This is a genomic window from Jeotgalibacillus sp. ET6 (assembly GCF_029667115.1).
GTDB lineage: Bacteria > Bacillota > Bacilli > Bacillales > Jeotgalibacillaceae > Jeotgalibacillus.
This window is the reverse complement of the sequence record NZ_JARUIU010000002.1, coordinates 127,920-142,379: the sequence shown is the minus strand read 5'-3', so window position 1 is coordinate 142,379 and position 14,460 is coordinate 127,920. Positions and strand designations below refer to the sequence as shown.

Here is a 14,460-nt window from a genome sequence, read left to right as displayed (position 1 = left end):
ATCATAATTTACCAGAAATTCTTATGAGTATTCAACCAAACTTTGGAAAGAAGCGGCATTCACGTAAAATACCCGGTCATAGTTAATAGGTTTAAGGCAACTGGATTCTCTTATTTTACACGCCATTCATTTCACTAGATTGTAAGAGAAAGGAGAATTTAACGGTGTACCTTTTTGAGATCATGACCCAAAAACAGGCCATGGAAATTGCATACAATTGGCACTATAATGGTGAATACTCTTTTTACGATATGGAAGCCGATCAAGAGGATTTAGAGGGATTTATTGATCCTGAAACGCGCGGCAGCTCTGTCTATTCTGTAATGAATCATCATGAACTGATCGGTTTTTTCTCTTTTACCCAAACAGATGCAGAGACATATGATATTGGGTTAGGCTTGAGGCCGAACTTAACGGGGCAAGGCCTGGGTTTAACGTTTTTACGCTCCGGTATATCATTTGGGAAACGGAGCTTTAACCCTAAACGATTAACATTGTCAGTCGCGGCTTTTAATCAAAGAGCCCTCAAACTTTATAAGAAAGTTGGTTTTAAAGAAATAGACATTTTCCTGCAGGACACAAATGGAAATACGTTTGAATTCATTAAAATGGCGTATAAGTGCTAAAATTATTTAGCATAATGAAATGATGGGATATAACAAAAATAAATTAGAAATTATGCGTCGTTCTTGTGGAAAGCGTCCTCCTGAAACGCATTGAACAGGTATAAAAGCACGAGATTCAAGTGTCCCAGGCTTTCCATTCTTATACTTTTTTTATTTACGCGTTTATCCCAAAGAGGCTAGCAAAACCATAATGCCATTAGTGATTCCATGAATGAAAACGGACGGCCAGATTGAATTGGTTCGTTCGTAGGCTAAAGCAAAAATTGCTCCACTGACAAAGTTAACCGGCATTACATTGTAGGTTGGAATATGTATGATCGTAAAGATTGCTGAGCTGATTAAAATCGCCGCCTTAAAACCAATCCGCGTACGCAGCCAGCGATAAATAAAACCGCGGTAGAAAATTTCTTCATATAACGGAGAGATTACGGCAGCGGAAATAAATGCAATCATGATGGTAACTAATGTGACATTTTGCTTCATGGCATCCGTTTTGCTGTTTTCCCACGAGTTTCCTATAAAAGATGTAAGTACAACGATGATCACAGCGACAGCCAATAGAACAATGCTATAAAGGATAATAATTCTCCAATCCTTAGCAGCAAAATTTCTTACCCCGACTTCACCCCAGGAGAGTTTTTGGGGGCGGAGAGCGATGGTGTACACACTAGAAGTTAAAACAACCGCAATCGTCAGTCCCATAAGGGTGCCTGCGTAAAGTTCGTCACCCAGCCATAGGGCATACATTGGGCCTAATAAAAGTTTGATGCCCCCAATAATAAATACGAACTCAATGAAAAGCAGCAGGACAAATTCTCTTCGTCCCCACTTGTCTTGATTTTTCCATTCATAATGATTCATTTTCATTCTACTTCCCTCTTTCTGCAAATGGTATAATTAGACTATATTGGATGACGCAACGTCACCTGCAAGTCTTTTACAGGAGGGATTTCACATTAAACAATGGACAACAGGGCAAGTAGCTAAGCTCCGAAATGTTTCTGTTCGCACACTTCGCTATTATGACCAGATCAACCTTCTTACACCAAGTTCTAGAGATGATAGTGGAAAGCGGTACTATTCTGAGAACGATTTATTTCAATTGGAAAAAATAATCATCCTTAAATCTCTTTCACTTCCTTTAGAGGACATCCGCCGACTATTAGTCAAACTATCTTATAAACAAATTCTGATTTCTCACTATAATTATCTGCAAGACCAGCAATCAAAGTTGCAAACAAGCATTTCAAATACTGCTTCATTAATCAATATGATAGATCTGGAAGAGTCTTTATCCTGGGAACGGGTCAACGGACTTGTACAGCAATCACAAAAGAGCGCCAAAAAGTGGATCGACTACTTTGAGGAAGACGAAAAAACCTTTATTCAGCAGGCTATCCCTAATCTTAGCAGCAATGATGAGACTGCCCAGCTCTATATTTCGTTATTGCGGCGTATTAAATGGTGCATTAGACACGATATCAAACCGGAATCAGACGAAGGCTCTAAAATTGGGGCAGCTTTAATCGAATTATCCAATGAAAGCTTTCAAGGGAATGAACATTTGATGGAAGCATTTTGGGATGTCAGAAAAAAACCTGCCGGGGAAACGGGACTCTATCCGATTTCGGAAGATGTGATGGAGTTTGTTGAGCGCTGTATTTCTTACGATTCAGATTAGGTGGAAGTCATTTATTGGGTTCAACGCAGAAGTTACGATTTAGGAATAGGAATGATAGATATGAAGGAAAACATAAAGTTTGCCTGGATTGCTTCGTGGTTTGCATTTGTTGGTCAACTGATATTTTTTATCGTTGTGTCGATATTTACAACAGATTGGCGTTATGCCATGTGGAGTTTTATAGTGAGTATGGCGGCAGGCGTTCCGAGTATGATTCGAACTGTCCAATTATGAAAAAAAGCAGGTTACCGTAATGTGGAAAAATTCCTGATATGATCCTGAAAATTCCCACCTCGCATTAAATGCTGAAATTATGAATAAGAGGATTGGGAGGACTTAATTTCAGGAAAACGAAGCCCACCTCCCTCATGCAGAAAATATGCGCCTTCAGGGGAGATGACCCCGCCACCTCTGGAATCTATCTAACGTTCTTATTCGCTTTTCTTTTCGCCATCTCTTTTTTGACCATCGGCACTACTTTTTCTTTTACCGTTCTTTGAACCTTAGGGTCACTCATCAGCTTTTTTATCTTTTTAATCATGTGGTTTCCTCCGTTCGAACATTTTGCTTTCTATCTATCCATACCACAAAAGCCGGTCTTTTAGTCATCCTCCCCCTTTTCTTATATTAATCCGGCAAAAGTCGAATGCTTGCGGATTATGTTGAAAAAAAATTCGAGATTTGTCATACGATTTTTACAGGTAATTTGAAGGCTATGTCGAATTGATAGTATAAGTGGACTTGCATCTATTCTAAACCAGATAAAGTGAGGCGAGCGTAATGTTCAACTGGATGCCGCATAAGGAACAAAGTGTGTGTGAAAAGAAGCTTACTAGAGTTATGAAGCGTTTGAAGATTGATTATTTTAATTTTAACTGGGACCGAAACAGCTGTTTTATTGAATTCACATACCACGATGAATCCTATAAGCTGAAGCACTCGATTGAAAAAGCGAAAAAAAGAGGCGTCATTTTAAAAAATGGAATGGATTGCCTGGTGGATCTGACGCAGTCGCTTGAGGATCTTTGCGGGATTATTGACCGTGGTACGTATAATTTTGAAACCTGGATTGCTGGCATGAGGCAGCCTGCTGCAAAGCCGGTGCTGCAGGAAAGAGTGCATATTAAATATAAAACGTTCGATCAGGAGCAGCCTGAATTCATTCAGAACGAGCGGCTGATTCCTTTTGCGTCGGGCTCAACCGCCAGAAATTTTGATTCACCCGGGCAGGGCAGGCAGTTTAAATTGATCAAAAAGAACAGCAACTGAAAACGGATAATTGGCTTACGCCATCAAAAAAGCTCAGAATTTTAAGTTCTGAGCTTTTTATTATGTAAACCTAAAACTGACTTCGAAAACTCTGATCGTTTAAAATACGCTCGTATAGTTCGTCTGTTATGTTAGATAACGATTGTTTGCCATCAACTATAATGTCCGAGTCCGGTTTAATCGTTTTCAGCATCTCTTCGTAACCGCGCCTGCCTTGTGTAAGATAATTTTCCATATCATGCAGGATGTCTTTAGCAGAACGGCTGGAAAAATCTCTTATAATCCGACGCGCCATAGCGACATCCAGCGGGGTATCAATGAATACAGTACAGTCGATCCATTCACTTGTCCTGTAATGTTTATACGCAAATGGATAGTCCAAAATTAGATAATCAAAGGCTTCCCTGGTGCGGTTTTTAATGTCTTGTATGAGTGGATCCAGATTCCACTCATTACAATCCGCTCCCTTGTCCACCCATTCAATTATATTTTCAGGACCTTCAAAATCATAGTCATCGAAAAAGAGAACCATGGAGCGCGGCAGTTTTGAAGCTAACTGCTTTGCTGCGGCCGTTTTTCCTCCACCGGACACCCCTGCGATGGCAATGATGTAGGGTTTCTTCACTGTTTTCCCCCTTCAGCCTATTTTCGTTAACGGCTTCCTTTTGAACTCTCTTTATCTACCAAAGTAGTTCAGTGGTTACTTTACAGCTTTAAAAACAATAAAGTCCGGTCTGCGCAGATCTGATTTGAATGACGGGTATTTTTCCAGCATATGCACAGAAGGTTTAGGTTCCACCAATTGCTCAAGTGTGAATCCTGTCTGTAAGATCTGATTTACATAGTTTGATAGTGTACGGTGAAAAAGCAGCATCTTCTCTTTCCCTCCAAGCGGCTGCTCGAACACTCCTTCATTAAAGTAGCGATCGACCTTCCAGAAAAGCTTTTCGCCTGCTGACGTTCTTTCCCAGCTGCTGACTGGCGTTATAAAGGCTGGATGCAAAATGGAAAAGATGAACGTTCCCCCGGGCGCGAGCACTTGGTACATCTGCTGCAGCGCTTTTTTATAGTCTTGAAGGTCATGAAGAACCATATTTGATATCACAAGGTCGAACTGCCTCTCTTCTAAAAATGAGAGATTCTCAAGACTGCCATGAAGATAGTTAACCGCCGTTCCACTGGTGGTTCGCTCCTTTGCAATTTCAAGCATTTTCTCAGAATAATCCACGGCTGTGACGGTAGCTCCGGCTTTTGCCAGCAGCCTGCTGAGATAGCCTTCTCCGCAGCCGGCATCCAACAGTTTTTTATTTTGTATATCTCCTGCAAGCGCGATAATAACCGGGTTTAACAGGACCTCTTTATGTAAATCTCCAGACTCACTATGTTTTTCCGCATAGTCCTCTGCGAAATCATTCCATCTTCTTGCCGCTTCTTCCGACCCCATCTTATTCATAAAACACCTCCCGCCTTTGTTAAACCAAATGCTTTGAACAGTTAAACAGCGAACAATTCCATTTCGTCTCATCATGCTTCAAAATGGTGATCGAAGTATTTTCTAAAAGCGTTTGGGTGAATTGTTCAGGAAGAAGATGCTTCAATGTCAATCCGATGAGCCCCCCATGGCTGACGATCAGAATTTTTTTGCCTTTATGCTCCGCAAGGACCTCTTCTATAAAATCAGCTCCACGCTGTGCGACGGCTTCTGTTGTTTCAATGCCTAGCTCCTGCTCACGCCAGTTGTCTCCCCATTGAGTAACCCGTTCGTCTAGAGTCAGTCCTTCAATTTCGCCAAGGTGCATTTCTCTGATGCGCGCATCCTGAATTGGTGCAGGCAGTCCTAATTTCTTCGCAATCGCTTCTGCTGTTTGTCTTGCACGTGATAAGTCACTTGAAATAACCAGGTCCCATTTTTCATCTTCTGAAGCGATTCGTTCTGCAACTCGTCTCGCTTGTTCTCTTCCTTCTTCACTTAACGGAATATCTGTATGCCCCTGTGCTCTGCCTGAAGTGTTCCATTCCGTAACCCCATGTCTTATCAAACCGATTGTAGTCATGTTTATCTTCCTTTCTTCTTTATCATTTTGTTTCCGTCCTTATTTTACCATACGGGACTCCATACAACATTTAAGCTATGCTATAATTAAATGGAATTTTCAGTTATTTTTACCTGGTAATTGATACGTATAGAATGGGGGAAATTATATGGAACCAAATAAACAAGATACTTATTCTCCACCAAAACATTTTGTTTCTGCAGCTACCATTGTCCTGAATGATCAACAGGAAATTTTGTTGATTAAAGGTCCCAGAAGAGGATGGGAAATGCCCGGCGGACAAGTGGAAGAAGGCGAATCGTTAAAAGATGCCGCCATCCGGGAAACGAAAGAAGAGTCCGGTGTGGACATCGAAGTATTAAAATTCTGCGGGATCTTTCAAAATGTGGATCGTTCCGTTTGCAACACGCTGTTTCTAGCGAAAGCGATTGGCGGCAGCTTAACGACCACACCTGAGAGCCTGGAAGTTGGATTTTATCCAATAGAAGAAGCGTTGGAAATGGTGACGTTTAAAAATTTCAGGCAGCGGATTGAATACAGCCTGAACGCAGATCTGCAGCCTTTTTGTATTGATTTTTAGTTGCTCCGAACCCGGCAGGAATTCGTTTTCTTCCTGTCAAACGGCATGTCTCCGGATGGATTATAAATGACCTGCATCTGGAGAACCGCTTCGTTACTCGTTTCTTTTTTTGAAGATTTCTTTTACAAATGCTTCTTTCCGATCGGTATATTCTTCAATTCCAGTGGAAGCTGTTTTCAAATAATCGAGTTTAATCTCAAGATAATGCTTTCGTGCCAGCTCGTTTGAATTCAGATAATCCCGAAAGAAAAGTAAGTTGTTCCAAAGTTCCTCCTGGAATTCGACTAAATGGATATAATGGGTTTTCTCCTCGTATGTTTCATCTGAAAATTTAGCAAGGACGATCTCGTTGGGCCGTTCTACTTTCAGCCGCAAAAAACCTGTCTGCTTCAAATCCGAAAAAAGTTTGTCCCCGACGTTTTGTATATCGTTTACGCCAACAATCATATCCAGAATGGGCTTTGCGACCATTCCTTTAATGGCTGTGCTTCCAATATGTTCAATGCGATTCTCTTCTATTTCCGTGGTTTGCACGACTTCTTTTTTTATTCTGGTGAACTCATCTTTCCATTCTGGTGTATAATCTTCCAGTTTAACTTCATTTCTTTTCAATCCAAGCTTCATTCCTTCATCCCCCTATTTTTAATGAACCACCTTCAATAATGTTAACATAAACCGCCCCCTTTTTATTCCAGAAAAAAGACCAAATCATAAATCGATTTGGTCCAGGCAGGTTATTAGTTGTCGTCTCGTTCCATTTCAAACTCCATTACTTCTCCTGTTTGGCCGTTGATGTCGATTTCGTATTCAACATCTCCGTCTCTCATTTCAATTTCATAATGTCCGTCATCCAGTTCAGATTTCACGATGTCACCTTTTCCTTCTGTTTTAGCGATTTCCTCTGCTTCTTCTTTCGTGATCTCCACGTTTTCGTTTACTTGATCATCCTGGCTGTCCGCAAGATCTCGACCGACTTTCAGGATTTCCCCGGAGTTTGCATCTACTTCAACATCCGCTTCTCTTCCGTCTTCCGTTGTACCGTCTATCTCATACACATAACGTCCGTCATCGTCATCTCTCTCCACTGTTGTGATCGTCAGACCTTCCACTTCTTCTGTTGCGATGGTTTCTGCTTCTTCCTGTGTCAGATCAGCATCGCTTTCACTCCAGTTATTGCTGCTGTCAGCGAAGGCATTCATTCCAAATGCTCCCCCGCCCAGAATGACTGCTCCTGCGATTCCGCCAATTAGTAATTTGTTTTTCATGTTCATTTCCTCCTCTTGTGTGTTTGTTGTTTCTAGTTATAGATTACACACGCAAGATGAGAAACCACGGAGAGGAAAATGAGAATTTGATGAGAATTTAATCTTCCCAGCTGACAGACATGATTTCCCCGGTGATGGCATTGACCTGAACGGTAGCTTCAAGCTCATCACTTCGCTCAATTTCCACAAGAAAATACGACCCTTCTTCATCACTTTCATAATCTACATCATCCACTGTTCCTTCTACCTGATCCTTCGCAATATCGACTGCCTGATCTCGAGTGATGGGCTGATCAGCGTCCTTGGGTTCTGCTGGATCAGACGCTGGATCTTCTTCAGAGGTTGGAGGATCATCTTCCGGTCTGCTTTCTGACACGCGCTCCATGCCTAGTATCCTGCCGCCATCTTCCGCCACTACAAGTTCATAAGAGCCTGTTTCAAGTGTTATGGATACAAGATAGCGGTCTTCTGAGCGTTCTATGGCAGTTATTTCCCCCTTGTACTGCTGCTCCACTTTTCGCTGGACTTCTTCAGCCGAAACGGTTTGTTCATTCTGCAAAAGCGTTGCACCCTGCCAGATTAAAATCGTCAGTACAACCACTGCTGCAATGGTTATGCTGAATTTTTTCAGTAAAGGACTCATTTCAGATCCCCTCCTTGTTCTTCTTCATTTTAATTGGCTATAGGCAGCAGGATAGTGGCGGTTGTTCCTTTTCCCTGCTCACTGGTTAATGTAATTTCCGCTTCAAGCACACGGGCTAATTCTTTTGCTAAGGAAAGGCCCAGGCCGTATCCTCCTGATGAACTTGTTCTGGCTTGGTCGACCTGGTAAAACCGGTCAAACACCTTGTTCAAATGCTCACTTGAAATCCCGATGCCGGTATCTTTTATTTGGATTTTCACACGGTCATCTTTTTGAAAAGCGTGAATCACGATTTTTTCTTCACTGTACTTTCGTGCATTGTCCAATAAAATATACATGAGCTGCTTAAGTTTCTGAGCATCTGTTTTGACCACCATTTCTTCTTTAACGTGAAGCGTCACCTGCCGCTGATAAGCCCGCTCAAAGGAGGACGAAGCAGCTTCTAAAATGGGAGACAGCACCTGGGATGATAAGATGACGTTCCCTTGTTCATCCTGCTTAGCTAAAAGCAAAAGCTGCTGGGTTAAATCCCGCATTCTCAGGGCTTCTGAATGAATGGCTTCCACCGATTCATCAAACAGCGCTTCATCGTTTTTGCCCCGGCGCTTTAATAAACTCGCGTAGGATTCAATGATCGTCAGGGGTGTTTTTAACTCGTGAGATGCATTGGAAACAAACTGCTCCTGTTTTTCGTAATTTGTTTCAAGCTGCCCAATCATCTGGTTAAAAGTTTGGGTCATCTGGTCTAATTCGTCCTTTGACCTGGACGTGCGTTCAATTTGCTGAAAGCGTCCACTGCCACGGATGTCGTTCATCGTCTGAATCAAGGAAAGAATCGGTTTTGTAATGAGCTTGCTTAAAATTCGTGCAGATATAAACAAGGGGATGATCGCCGCAATGGAGACGACCAACAGAACGATTCTCAGTACATTCAGGTTTTCTGCTGTAGCCTGGAGTGATTCTGTCAACTGAAGCGCTGCTACTTCACCCTCTGTCCAGACGATGGGAAGGGAAATAAAAGCGTGCGGAATCCCCTCTATGGAGCGAATCTCATCCCGCTCATCGGGATAAAATTCTGTCTCCTCCTCTGCCAGGCGCTGCCCATTCCCGCCTGTCACCCTCGCATCTCCACGGTCATCTGCCTGCACAATGGTGATCATGCCCCCTGGCGGAACATACGCGCGAAGTAGATCCTGCGGGGCTGCAGCGCTTTGAACAGCACTGATTCCCGCCTGCACCTGCTCTGCCTGTGCTTTTGTTTGTTCCAGCTCGCTGTCATACATAATGCGGCTGAACGAAAAATAAATGGCGGCATTAATTAAGACAAGAAGAACAATAAATAATACGGTCGTAAAGACATGAATTTTATTGGTCAGCTTCATCTTGGATCCTTCAGCACATAACCTACGCCTCGAACGGTATGAAGCAGCTGCGGGTCATAGCCTTTATCGATTTTATTACGCACATAGCGTACATACACATCCACAATATTCGTATCACCGTAGTAGTCATAGCCCCATACATGATCTAACAGCTGCTCCCGGCTCAGGACCTGCCGCTGATTCTTCATAAAGTAAGCGAGAAGCGCAAATTCCTTCGCTGTCAGCTCCAGCGACACTTCTCCGCGGAAAACTTCATGAGTCGATTCATTCACTTTTAAATCCGCCAGCTGCATTCCATCTTCTTTTTTTTCTTCAACCGGCGCTTTGGAAAATCGCAATGCTGCACGGATTCTCGCCATCAATTCTTCAAATTGAAAGGGCTTTGTGACATAGTCGTTTGCTCCAAGATCAAGACCCGTTACCTTGTCTTCAATTTCATCCTTTGCTGTCAGCATGATTACAGGCGTCTGATCGCCGCTATGCCGGATTCTCTTCAGCAGATCGACTCCATTCATTCCCGGCAGCATAATATCCAGCAAGATTAAATCCCATTTTTCTTCCCTGAATTTCTGAAGACCCTCCAGCCCGTCTTTCGCTTTCACCACGATATAGCCTTCATACTCAAGCTCGAGCTCTAACACCCGTGCAATTTTCTCTTCATCTTCCACAACCAGAATGGTTTGCTTGCTCATCGTCATCCCTCATTTATCCAGGTTCTTTTACCTTGAACATCACCTAAACTTCATTTCATCTATCCGTTCAACAAAATCAGACGAACATTTCCCAGGAAATTGTTCATTCCCCTTCATTCGACTTTAAAGAGTTACTTATACTATTTCCATTGTACAAGGTGAAAATGAGGATTTGATGAGAAAAAGCTTGAATATGTAAAAAGTTTTCGTACCGGTGGTTTATAATTCTTGAAACAGAACTAATACTATAAACTAGATAAAAGATGATTTTAGTTGAAACCAAAGTCACTTTACCTTTTTTTACTTATTTACGTTACACTATAAATATAAATTGATGAGAGTACTTTTCTGCTAAACCATTCAAAAGAGGTGACAACTATGGATAAAAAAGACCTTGAACAAAATTCAGAAGAAATAATTGAGGTCGTCACGGAGATTGATGAAGAATCTTGGAATGTCATAAAACGTCTTTACGATGGTACGTTTAAGGCGTTAGTTGATCGATGAAAAAGTTATCAGCTGAAGTGGCACAAGAGATTAATGAAATGATGATCAGAGATTACAGTCCTGGAGAAATGGTTGGGGTCAGAGAACCAAATCTCTTGGATAGTTCAATTGAACGACCTTTCCAAACTATGTACGGAGATTCTCTGTATTCTGATATTTTCGAAAAAGCAACTGCTTTGTTTGAATCGCTCGCTAAAAACCATGTTTTTCAAAATGCAAATAAACGAACTGCTTTTGGTTGTATGACCTATTTTTTGTTTATCAACGGACATGTTTGTGTAATGAATGAGGAAGAAGCTGCTGATTTAACAGTTGATTTTGTTACAAAAAAGCGATCTTTTGATGAAGTTGTTCAGTTTATTAAAGATCGATCCTATAGAAAATCCAATAAAAGCTGAATATTCTTGCATAGCAGAGCAAGGAATAAAACTGTCTCAGACTCTTTGCTCGGTTCACTTGCTTAAGTAGGACGCTTTCCGCAGGGACTGTGCTAAGTATTCCAAGGCCTTGCCCTGAAAAGGCTCAGATTGTAACTTTTTTACCAGGAGGGAAATTCAGATGAAGTTTGCTCCATGCCAGCGGATTAAGGCTATAATGACTAATTATCCAAAAACCTGGTTTTTTGCAGGCGGCTGGGCGATTGATCTTTATTTGGGAAGTGAAACCAGGGAGCATGGGGATATTGAGATTGCTATTTTTCGAAACGAACAAAGATGCTTAAAGAATTTTCTGGTGGAGTGGGAGTTTAAGAAAATAATCAGTGGGAAGCTCGAGCCCTGGAATGGTGAATTTTTATCTCTTCCTGTGCATGAATTGCACGCTCTTAACAGAACAACTGGAGATACAGTTGAGGTACTGCTTAATGAATCCTCAGAAAATGAGTGGCTGTTTAGAAGAGAGAGGACGATCACAACTCCCTTAACAGCCGCTTGGAGTCGAACCCATACAGCGCTTCCTTATTTAAGTCCTGAGATTGTCCTGTTATTCAAAGCAAAACAAACTCGTGACAAAGACCATCAGGATTTCATGCTTGTGAAAGATAAGCTGGACGAAGAACAGAAAAGATGGCTGGGTCATGCCATCCAATCTCAACATCCTGAGCATGAATGGTTAAGATATTTATTTTAGTAATTTGAATTAATGATTATGGAGAAGATAACTTTGAAGGAAACTAAAAAGGCAGTGAGATCGGGCTTAAGATGACTGTGCTGCCCGCAGAAATGTTCGTTCAGCACCTCACCCGCTTCCCACTGCATTTGATGAATCATTGAATTTATTTTTGGAGGGACTATCCCAATGCTTTTCACTTCTCCTACTCATCCACTTGTTCTGAATACAAGTTATTCTCTAATGCATACTCCAATGATTGGTCCGGAACCAGATAGCGGACACTCAGGCCATTCAGAATTCGCGAGCGTATAAAAGAAGAGCTTGTTTCCACTGTGACCCCTTTGCTCAGGCAATCAAATCGATCCTCGTTTTTTGTAAGAAGAGCGTCCCTGGCAATAATGTCAGACATATCAAATCCTTCTCTTCCCATAACCACAAATCGATTATTTTCGATCAATTCTTTACCGTACTCCCAGTTTGGCAACCCAGGTAAATTATCGGCCCCCATAACAAAATATAAATCGTCCTCAGGGTATTTTTCCTTCAACGCTTTCATCGTGAAGTAGGTATATGAATGCCAGGCGGCCGCTTTCATTTCTGTATCATCTGTCACAAATGTAGAATTATCCTCAATGGCTAATTCAACCATTTTCATGCGATGGTGGTTTGCTGTGAGCTGTCTCCCCTTATCAATCCTTGTATCTGACGAAGGAATTAATAACATCTTATCAAACCCTCTTCTGTCCGCTATCATTTCCATGGACACCATATGGCCTAATGTAATCGGATCAAACGCTGAACCAAAAACGCCAATTTTCATTGTTCATTTCCCCTCTTCACTGGTTTGGACTTGCATCGGAACTTCCTTCAACCTTGGGTTGCTGTTGAATTTCCTTCCCGCTTTCGCTTCGTGTTTGCCGTCTAATAATACATCATCCCCGGTAAATCCAATGTTCACCTTCAGTAAACTGCCTCCAACGCCATATACATCTACAGGAGCCTCTTCTTTTTCAAACCGTTTAATTTTATCAGCCGTAAACCCGCCGCTTACGACAATTTGAACATGGTGAAGTCCTTCACCGTCCAATGCTTCCCGCAATGCTTTCACTAAAGGAACATTCACTCCGCTTGCGTCAAAGGAACCCAGCATATCCTGGTTTCGGATAAAGTACTGATCCATCATCGTTTTCGACGTATCTATTCGAACTCCTTTAAGTTTTTGTCCGAATGCTTTCCCGACTTTCAGAGAATCCGTAATGACATCATTGTTATAATCCACCAGAGCAATTAAATCGTCCTCAGGGAATGTCTCCAAATAGGCTCTTGAGGCTTCTACAATGTCGCCATTAAACAATTGGATCATTGCATGAGGCATCGTACCAAGACCTTTTTCGCCCCACCATTCGTTCATGGCATGTGTTGCCTGAGCACTCATTCCGCCTATAAAGGCTGCATATCCGTCTCCTGCCTGGTTGCTGAAATGGTCATCCCGGTCTCCCATGAAAATGACTTTTTTATCTCCTGCAGCTTTTACCACACGGTACACATTTGTCGCAACGCTGGTTCTTCTTGCCAATATACCATCTATGACCCCTTCTAAGTAACCAAATTGGTGGTAATGACCTTTGATGGTCAGAATGGTTTCAAAGGGGCTGATGCTTTCTCCATCCTGCAGAGCGTTAATTTCAAGCGCCTCCGGGTCCTCTGCGAAGGTATGAATCAGCGAAATGACTTCGTCCATTCCGCATACAACGGCTTCTTCTTTTTGGAAAAACTGCATGGTGACCACTTTATCTGACTTGTACTTCTTCGCAATTTCTCTGGTTTTCAGGAAATAAACAGCTGAATACCAACCTTCTCCTACCCGTTCATCAAATTTAAAAGTTTCATTGGTAAGTCTGTCTATTTTCCCTTGTACCTTTAATTCTATCTCTTTTTCCATCTTCCTTCTCCTCCTATCAGTAATCTTTATAGGACTGGCTTTAACTTCCTAGTGGAACACCAGATTCATCCGTTGCTAAGCTCCGCAGCTTACTCAATAATTTCCGTGTGAAAGCACAGTTTCATATGCTGGATCATCGTTTCACCAAGATTCGTAAACGTTGCTGCCCCTCTTTTGTGAATGGCTGTTTTAAACCCTTCTGCATCTGCCCCTGCTACTGTTAGAAAATCACAGATATCCGTGCAAACGCCGGTAACGTGAACCTTTTCCACATCTAACTGTTTTAGTCTCTCAGCCAGATCTGTTTTGAAAAATGCATTATAATTTGTTTTCGGAACATAAAGCACGTTTTCATTTTCCGCATTCGCTTGATACCAGTCAGTCAGCTCACCATATAGCTGTTGGCCTTCCGTACCGACAATATTATGCGGTGTCCAAAGGTCAAAATGGGGGTCATCAGGAGAGTGGGCATCCATCGCAACCACTACTACATTTCCCTCTTTCAGAAACGCAGATGCTAAATCTTTAATGTAAGGAACAATTTCCTGTGCGGGTTTGCCGGCGGTCAGTGTGCCCTTGTCTGCCACAAAATCATTACTCATATCCACAATTAATAGAGCTTCTCTTGATTTACCTGTTTTCGTCATCATTATCTTTCTCCTCCCTGTTTTACTAATTAACTTATTGTTAATTACTTATGGCAAAAAAA

The 14,460-nt window shown here is 42.0% G+C and carries 20 protein-coding genes; 7 read left to right on the top strand and 13 right to left on the bottom strand.

The window, feature by feature from the left end:
• Positions 1-182: 182 nt before the first annotated feature.
• Positions 183-626: a GNAT family N-acetyltransferase gene (locus P6709_RS05725; RefSeq protein WP_336618992.1), complete on the top strand. Its 444-nt coding sequence runs from the start codon at positions 183-185 to the stop codon at positions 624-626.
• Between the two features lie 162 nt (positions 627-788).
• Here P6709_RS05725 and P6709_RS05720 read toward each other — a convergent pair whose 3' ends face one another.
• The gene (locus tag P6709_RS05720) at positions 789-1,493 is read right to left on the bottom strand and encodes a CPBP family intramembrane glutamic endopeptidase (RefSeq protein ID WP_278239938.1); all 705 of its coding nucleotides are present in this window, start codon (positions 1,491-1,493) and stop codon (positions 789-791) included.
• An 88-nt stretch (positions 1,494-1,581) separates the two neighbouring features.
• On the opposite strand from P6709_RS05720, the gene P6709_RS05715 reads away from it, so the two are divergent.
• Positions 1,582-2,307 carry a MerR family transcriptional regulator gene (locus P6709_RS05715; protein ID WP_278240516.1) on the top strand — a complete coding sequence of 242 codons (726 nt, stop codon included), beginning with the start codon at positions 1,582-1,584 and terminating at the stop codon, positions 2,305-2,307.
• A gap of 418 nt (positions 2,308-2,725) precedes the next feature.
• On the opposite strand, the gene P6709_RS05710 is transcribed toward P6709_RS05715, so the two are convergent.
• Positions 2,726-2,848: a hypothetical protein gene (locus P6709_RS05710; protein ID WP_269746114.1), complete on the bottom strand. Its 123-nt coding sequence runs from the start codon at positions 2,846-2,848 to the stop codon at positions 2,726-2,728.
• Between the two features lie 239 nt (positions 2,849-3,087).
• Here P6709_RS05710 and P6709_RS05705 point away from each other — a divergent pair, with 239 nt between their 5' ends.
• The gene (locus P6709_RS05705; protein ID WP_278239937.1) at positions 3,088-3,576 is read left to right on the top strand and encodes a hypothetical protein; all 489 of its coding nucleotides are present in this window, start codon (positions 3,088-3,090) and stop codon (positions 3,574-3,576) included.
• A 70-nt stretch (positions 3,577-3,646) separates the two neighbouring features.
• Here P6709_RS05705 and P6709_RS05700 read toward each other — a convergent pair whose 3' ends face one another.
• From P6709_RS05700 to P6709_RS05690, 3 genes are all read right to left on the bottom strand, one after another.
• Positions 3,647-4,201 carry a hypothetical protein gene (locus P6709_RS05700; protein WP_278239936.1) on the bottom strand — a complete coding sequence of 185 codons (555 nt, stop codon included), beginning with the start codon at positions 4,199-4,201 and terminating at the stop codon, positions 3,647-3,649.
• A 75-nt stretch (positions 4,202-4,276) separates the two neighbouring features.
• On the bottom strand, positions 4,277-5,020 hold the full coding sequence (locus P6709_RS05695) for a class I SAM-dependent methyltransferase (protein WP_442905313.1): 744 nt from the start codon (positions 5,018-5,020) through the stop codon (positions 4,277-4,279).
• Positions 5,021-5,048: 28 nt separating this feature from the next.
• Positions 5,049-5,630: a histidine phosphatase family protein gene (locus tag P6709_RS05690; protein WP_278239934.1), complete on the bottom strand. Its 582-nt coding sequence runs from the start codon at positions 5,628-5,630 to the stop codon at positions 5,049-5,051.
• 148 nt (positions 5,631-5,778) lie between these two features.
• Between P6709_RS05690 and P6709_RS05685 the strand changes: the two genes are divergently transcribed.
• Positions 5,779-6,210 carry an NUDIX hydrolase gene (locus P6709_RS05685; protein ID WP_278239933.1) on the top strand — a complete coding sequence of 144 codons (432 nt, stop codon included), beginning with the start codon at positions 5,779-5,781 and terminating at the stop codon, positions 6,208-6,210.
• Between the two features lie 93 nt (positions 6,211-6,303).
• On the opposite strand, the gene P6709_RS05680 is transcribed toward P6709_RS05685, so the two are convergent.
• The 5 genes from P6709_RS05680 to P6709_RS05660 form a co-directional block, all read right to left on the bottom strand.
• Positions 6,304-6,834, bottom strand: coding sequence for a GrpB family protein (locus tag P6709_RS05680; RefSeq protein ID WP_278239932.1), 531 nt, complete (start codon positions 6,832-6,834; stop codon positions 6,304-6,306).
• Positions 6,835-6,947: 113 nt separating this feature from the next.
• Positions 6,948-7,475: a PepSY domain-containing protein gene (locus P6709_RS05675; RefSeq protein ID WP_278239931.1), complete on the bottom strand. Its 528-nt coding sequence runs from the start codon at positions 7,473-7,475 to the stop codon at positions 6,948-6,950.
• A 97-nt stretch (positions 7,476-7,572) separates the two neighbouring features.
• Entirely contained in the window at positions 7,573-8,118 is a 546-nt protein-coding gene (locus P6709_RS05670) for a PepSY domain-containing protein (RefSeq protein ID WP_278239930.1), read from the bottom strand.
• Positions 8,119-8,147: 29 nt separating this feature from the next.
• Positions 8,148-9,500: a sensor histidine kinase gene (locus P6709_RS05665; RefSeq protein WP_278239929.1), complete on the bottom strand. Its 1,353-nt coding sequence runs from the start codon at positions 9,498-9,500 to the stop codon at positions 8,148-8,150.
• Positions 9,497-10,192: a response regulator transcription factor gene (locus P6709_RS05660; RefSeq protein WP_278239928.1), complete on the bottom strand. Its 696-nt coding sequence runs from the start codon at positions 10,190-10,192 to the stop codon at positions 9,497-9,499. The genes P6709_RS05665 and P6709_RS05660 overlap by 4 nt, the downstream gene beginning before the upstream one ends.
• A gap of 378 nt (positions 10,193-10,570) precedes the next feature.
• Here P6709_RS05660 and P6709_RS05655 point away from each other — a divergent pair, with 378 nt between their 5' ends.
• From P6709_RS05655 to P6709_RS05645, 3 genes are all read left to right on the top strand, one after another.
• Entirely contained in the window at positions 10,571-10,699 is a 129-nt protein-coding gene (locus P6709_RS05655) for a hypothetical protein (protein WP_278239927.1), read from the top strand.
• Positions 10,696-11,097, top strand: a complete 402-nt coding sequence (locus P6709_RS05650; protein WP_278239926.1) for a type II toxin-antitoxin system death-on-curing family toxin — start codon at positions 10,696-10,698, stop codon at positions 11,095-11,097. The genes P6709_RS05655 and P6709_RS05650 overlap by 4 nt, the downstream gene beginning before the upstream one ends.
• A 160-nt stretch (positions 11,098-11,257) precedes the next feature.
• On the top strand, positions 11,258-11,827 hold the full coding sequence (locus P6709_RS05645) for a nucleotidyltransferase domain-containing protein (RefSeq protein WP_278239925.1): 570 nt from the start codon (positions 11,258-11,260) through the stop codon (positions 11,825-11,827).
• A 184-nt stretch (positions 11,828-12,011) separates the two neighbouring features.
• Here the strand turns inward: P6709_RS05645 and nadD are convergent, their stop codons facing one another.
• From nadD to P6709_RS05630, 3 genes are all read right to left on the bottom strand, one after another.
• On the bottom strand, positions 12,012-12,629 hold the full coding sequence (nadD, locus tag P6709_RS05640) for a nicotinate (nicotinamide) nucleotide adenylyltransferase (RefSeq protein WP_278239924.1): 618 nt from the start codon (positions 12,627-12,629) through the stop codon (positions 12,012-12,014).
• A gap of 3 nt (positions 12,630-12,632) precedes the next feature.
• Positions 12,633-13,751, bottom strand: coding sequence for a nicotinate phosphoribosyltransferase (locus P6709_RS05635; RefSeq protein WP_278239923.1), 1,119 nt, complete (start codon positions 13,749-13,751; stop codon positions 12,633-12,635).
• Between the two features lie 89 nt (positions 13,752-13,840).
• Positions 13,841-14,401: a cysteine hydrolase family protein gene (locus P6709_RS05630; RefSeq protein WP_278239922.1), complete on the bottom strand. Its 561-nt coding sequence runs from the start codon at positions 14,399-14,401 to the stop codon at positions 13,841-13,843.
• Positions 14,402-14,460 lie beyond the last annotated feature (59 nt).

Coding starts and splice junctions, on each gene's coding strand:
- P6709_RS05680 (WP_278239932.1), bottom strand. CDS start 6,834: ATGAAGCTTGGATTGAAAAGAAATGAAGTTAAACTGGAAGATTATACA.
- P6709_RS05665 (WP_278239929.1), bottom strand. CDS start 9,500: ATGAAGCTGACCAATAAAATTCATGTCTTTACGACCGTATTATTTATT.
- P6709_RS05635 (WP_278239923.1), bottom strand. CDS start 13,751: ATGGAAAAAGAGATAGAATTAAAGGTACAAGGGAAAATAGACAGACTT.
- P6709_RS05685 (WP_278239933.1), top strand. CDS start 5,779: ATGGAACCAAATAAACAAGATACTTATTCTCCACCAAAACATTTTGTT.
- P6709_RS05725 (WP_336618992.1), top strand. CDS start 183: ATGACCCAAAAACAGGCCATGGAAATTGCATACAATTGGCACTATAAT.
- P6709_RS05650 (WP_278239926.1), top strand. CDS start 10,696: ATGAAAAAGTTATCAGCTGAAGTGGCACAAGAGATTAATGAAATGATG.
- nadD (WP_278239924.1), bottom strand. CDS start 12,629: ATGAAAATTGGCGTTTTTGGTTCAGCGTTTGATCCGATTACATTAGGC.
- P6709_RS05695 (WP_442905313.1), bottom strand. CDS start 5,020: ATGGGGTCGGAAGAAGCGGCAAGAAGATGGAATGATTTCGCAGAGGAC.
- P6709_RS05630 (WP_278239922.1), bottom strand. CDS start 14,401: ATGATGACGAAAACAGGTAAATCAAGAGAAGCTCTATTAATTGTGGAT.
- P6709_RS05655 (WP_278239927.1), top strand. CDS start 10,571: ATGGATAAAAAAGACCTTGAACAAAATTCAGAAGAAATAATTGAGGTC.
- P6709_RS05690 (WP_278239934.1), bottom strand. CDS start 5,630: ATGACTACAATCGGTTTGATAAGACATGGGGTTACGGAATGGAACACT.
- P6709_RS05675 (WP_278239931.1), bottom strand. CDS start 7,475: ATGAAAAACAAATTACTAATTGGCGGAATCGCAGGAGCAGTCATTCTG.
- P6709_RS05720 (WP_278239938.1), bottom strand. CDS start 1,493: ATGAAAATGAATCATTATGAATGGAAAAATCAAGACAAGTGGGGACGA.
- P6709_RS05645 (WP_278239925.1), top strand. CDS start 11,258: ATGAAGTTTGCTCCATGCCAGCGGATTAAGGCTATAATGACTAATTAT.
- P6709_RS05660 (WP_278239928.1), bottom strand. CDS start 10,192: ATGAGCAAGCAAACCATTCTGGTTGTGGAAGATGAAGAGAAAATTGCA.
- P6709_RS05670 (WP_278239930.1), bottom strand. CDS start 8,118: ATGAGTCCTTTACTGAAAAAATTCAGCATAACCATTGCAGCAGTGGTT.
- P6709_RS05705 (WP_278239937.1), top strand. CDS start 3,088: ATGTTCAACTGGATGCCGCATAAGGAACAAAGTGTGTGTGAAAAGAAG.
- P6709_RS05710 (WP_269746114.1), bottom strand. CDS start 2,848: ATGATTAAAAAGATAAAAAAGCTGATGAGTGACCCTAAGGTTCAAAGA.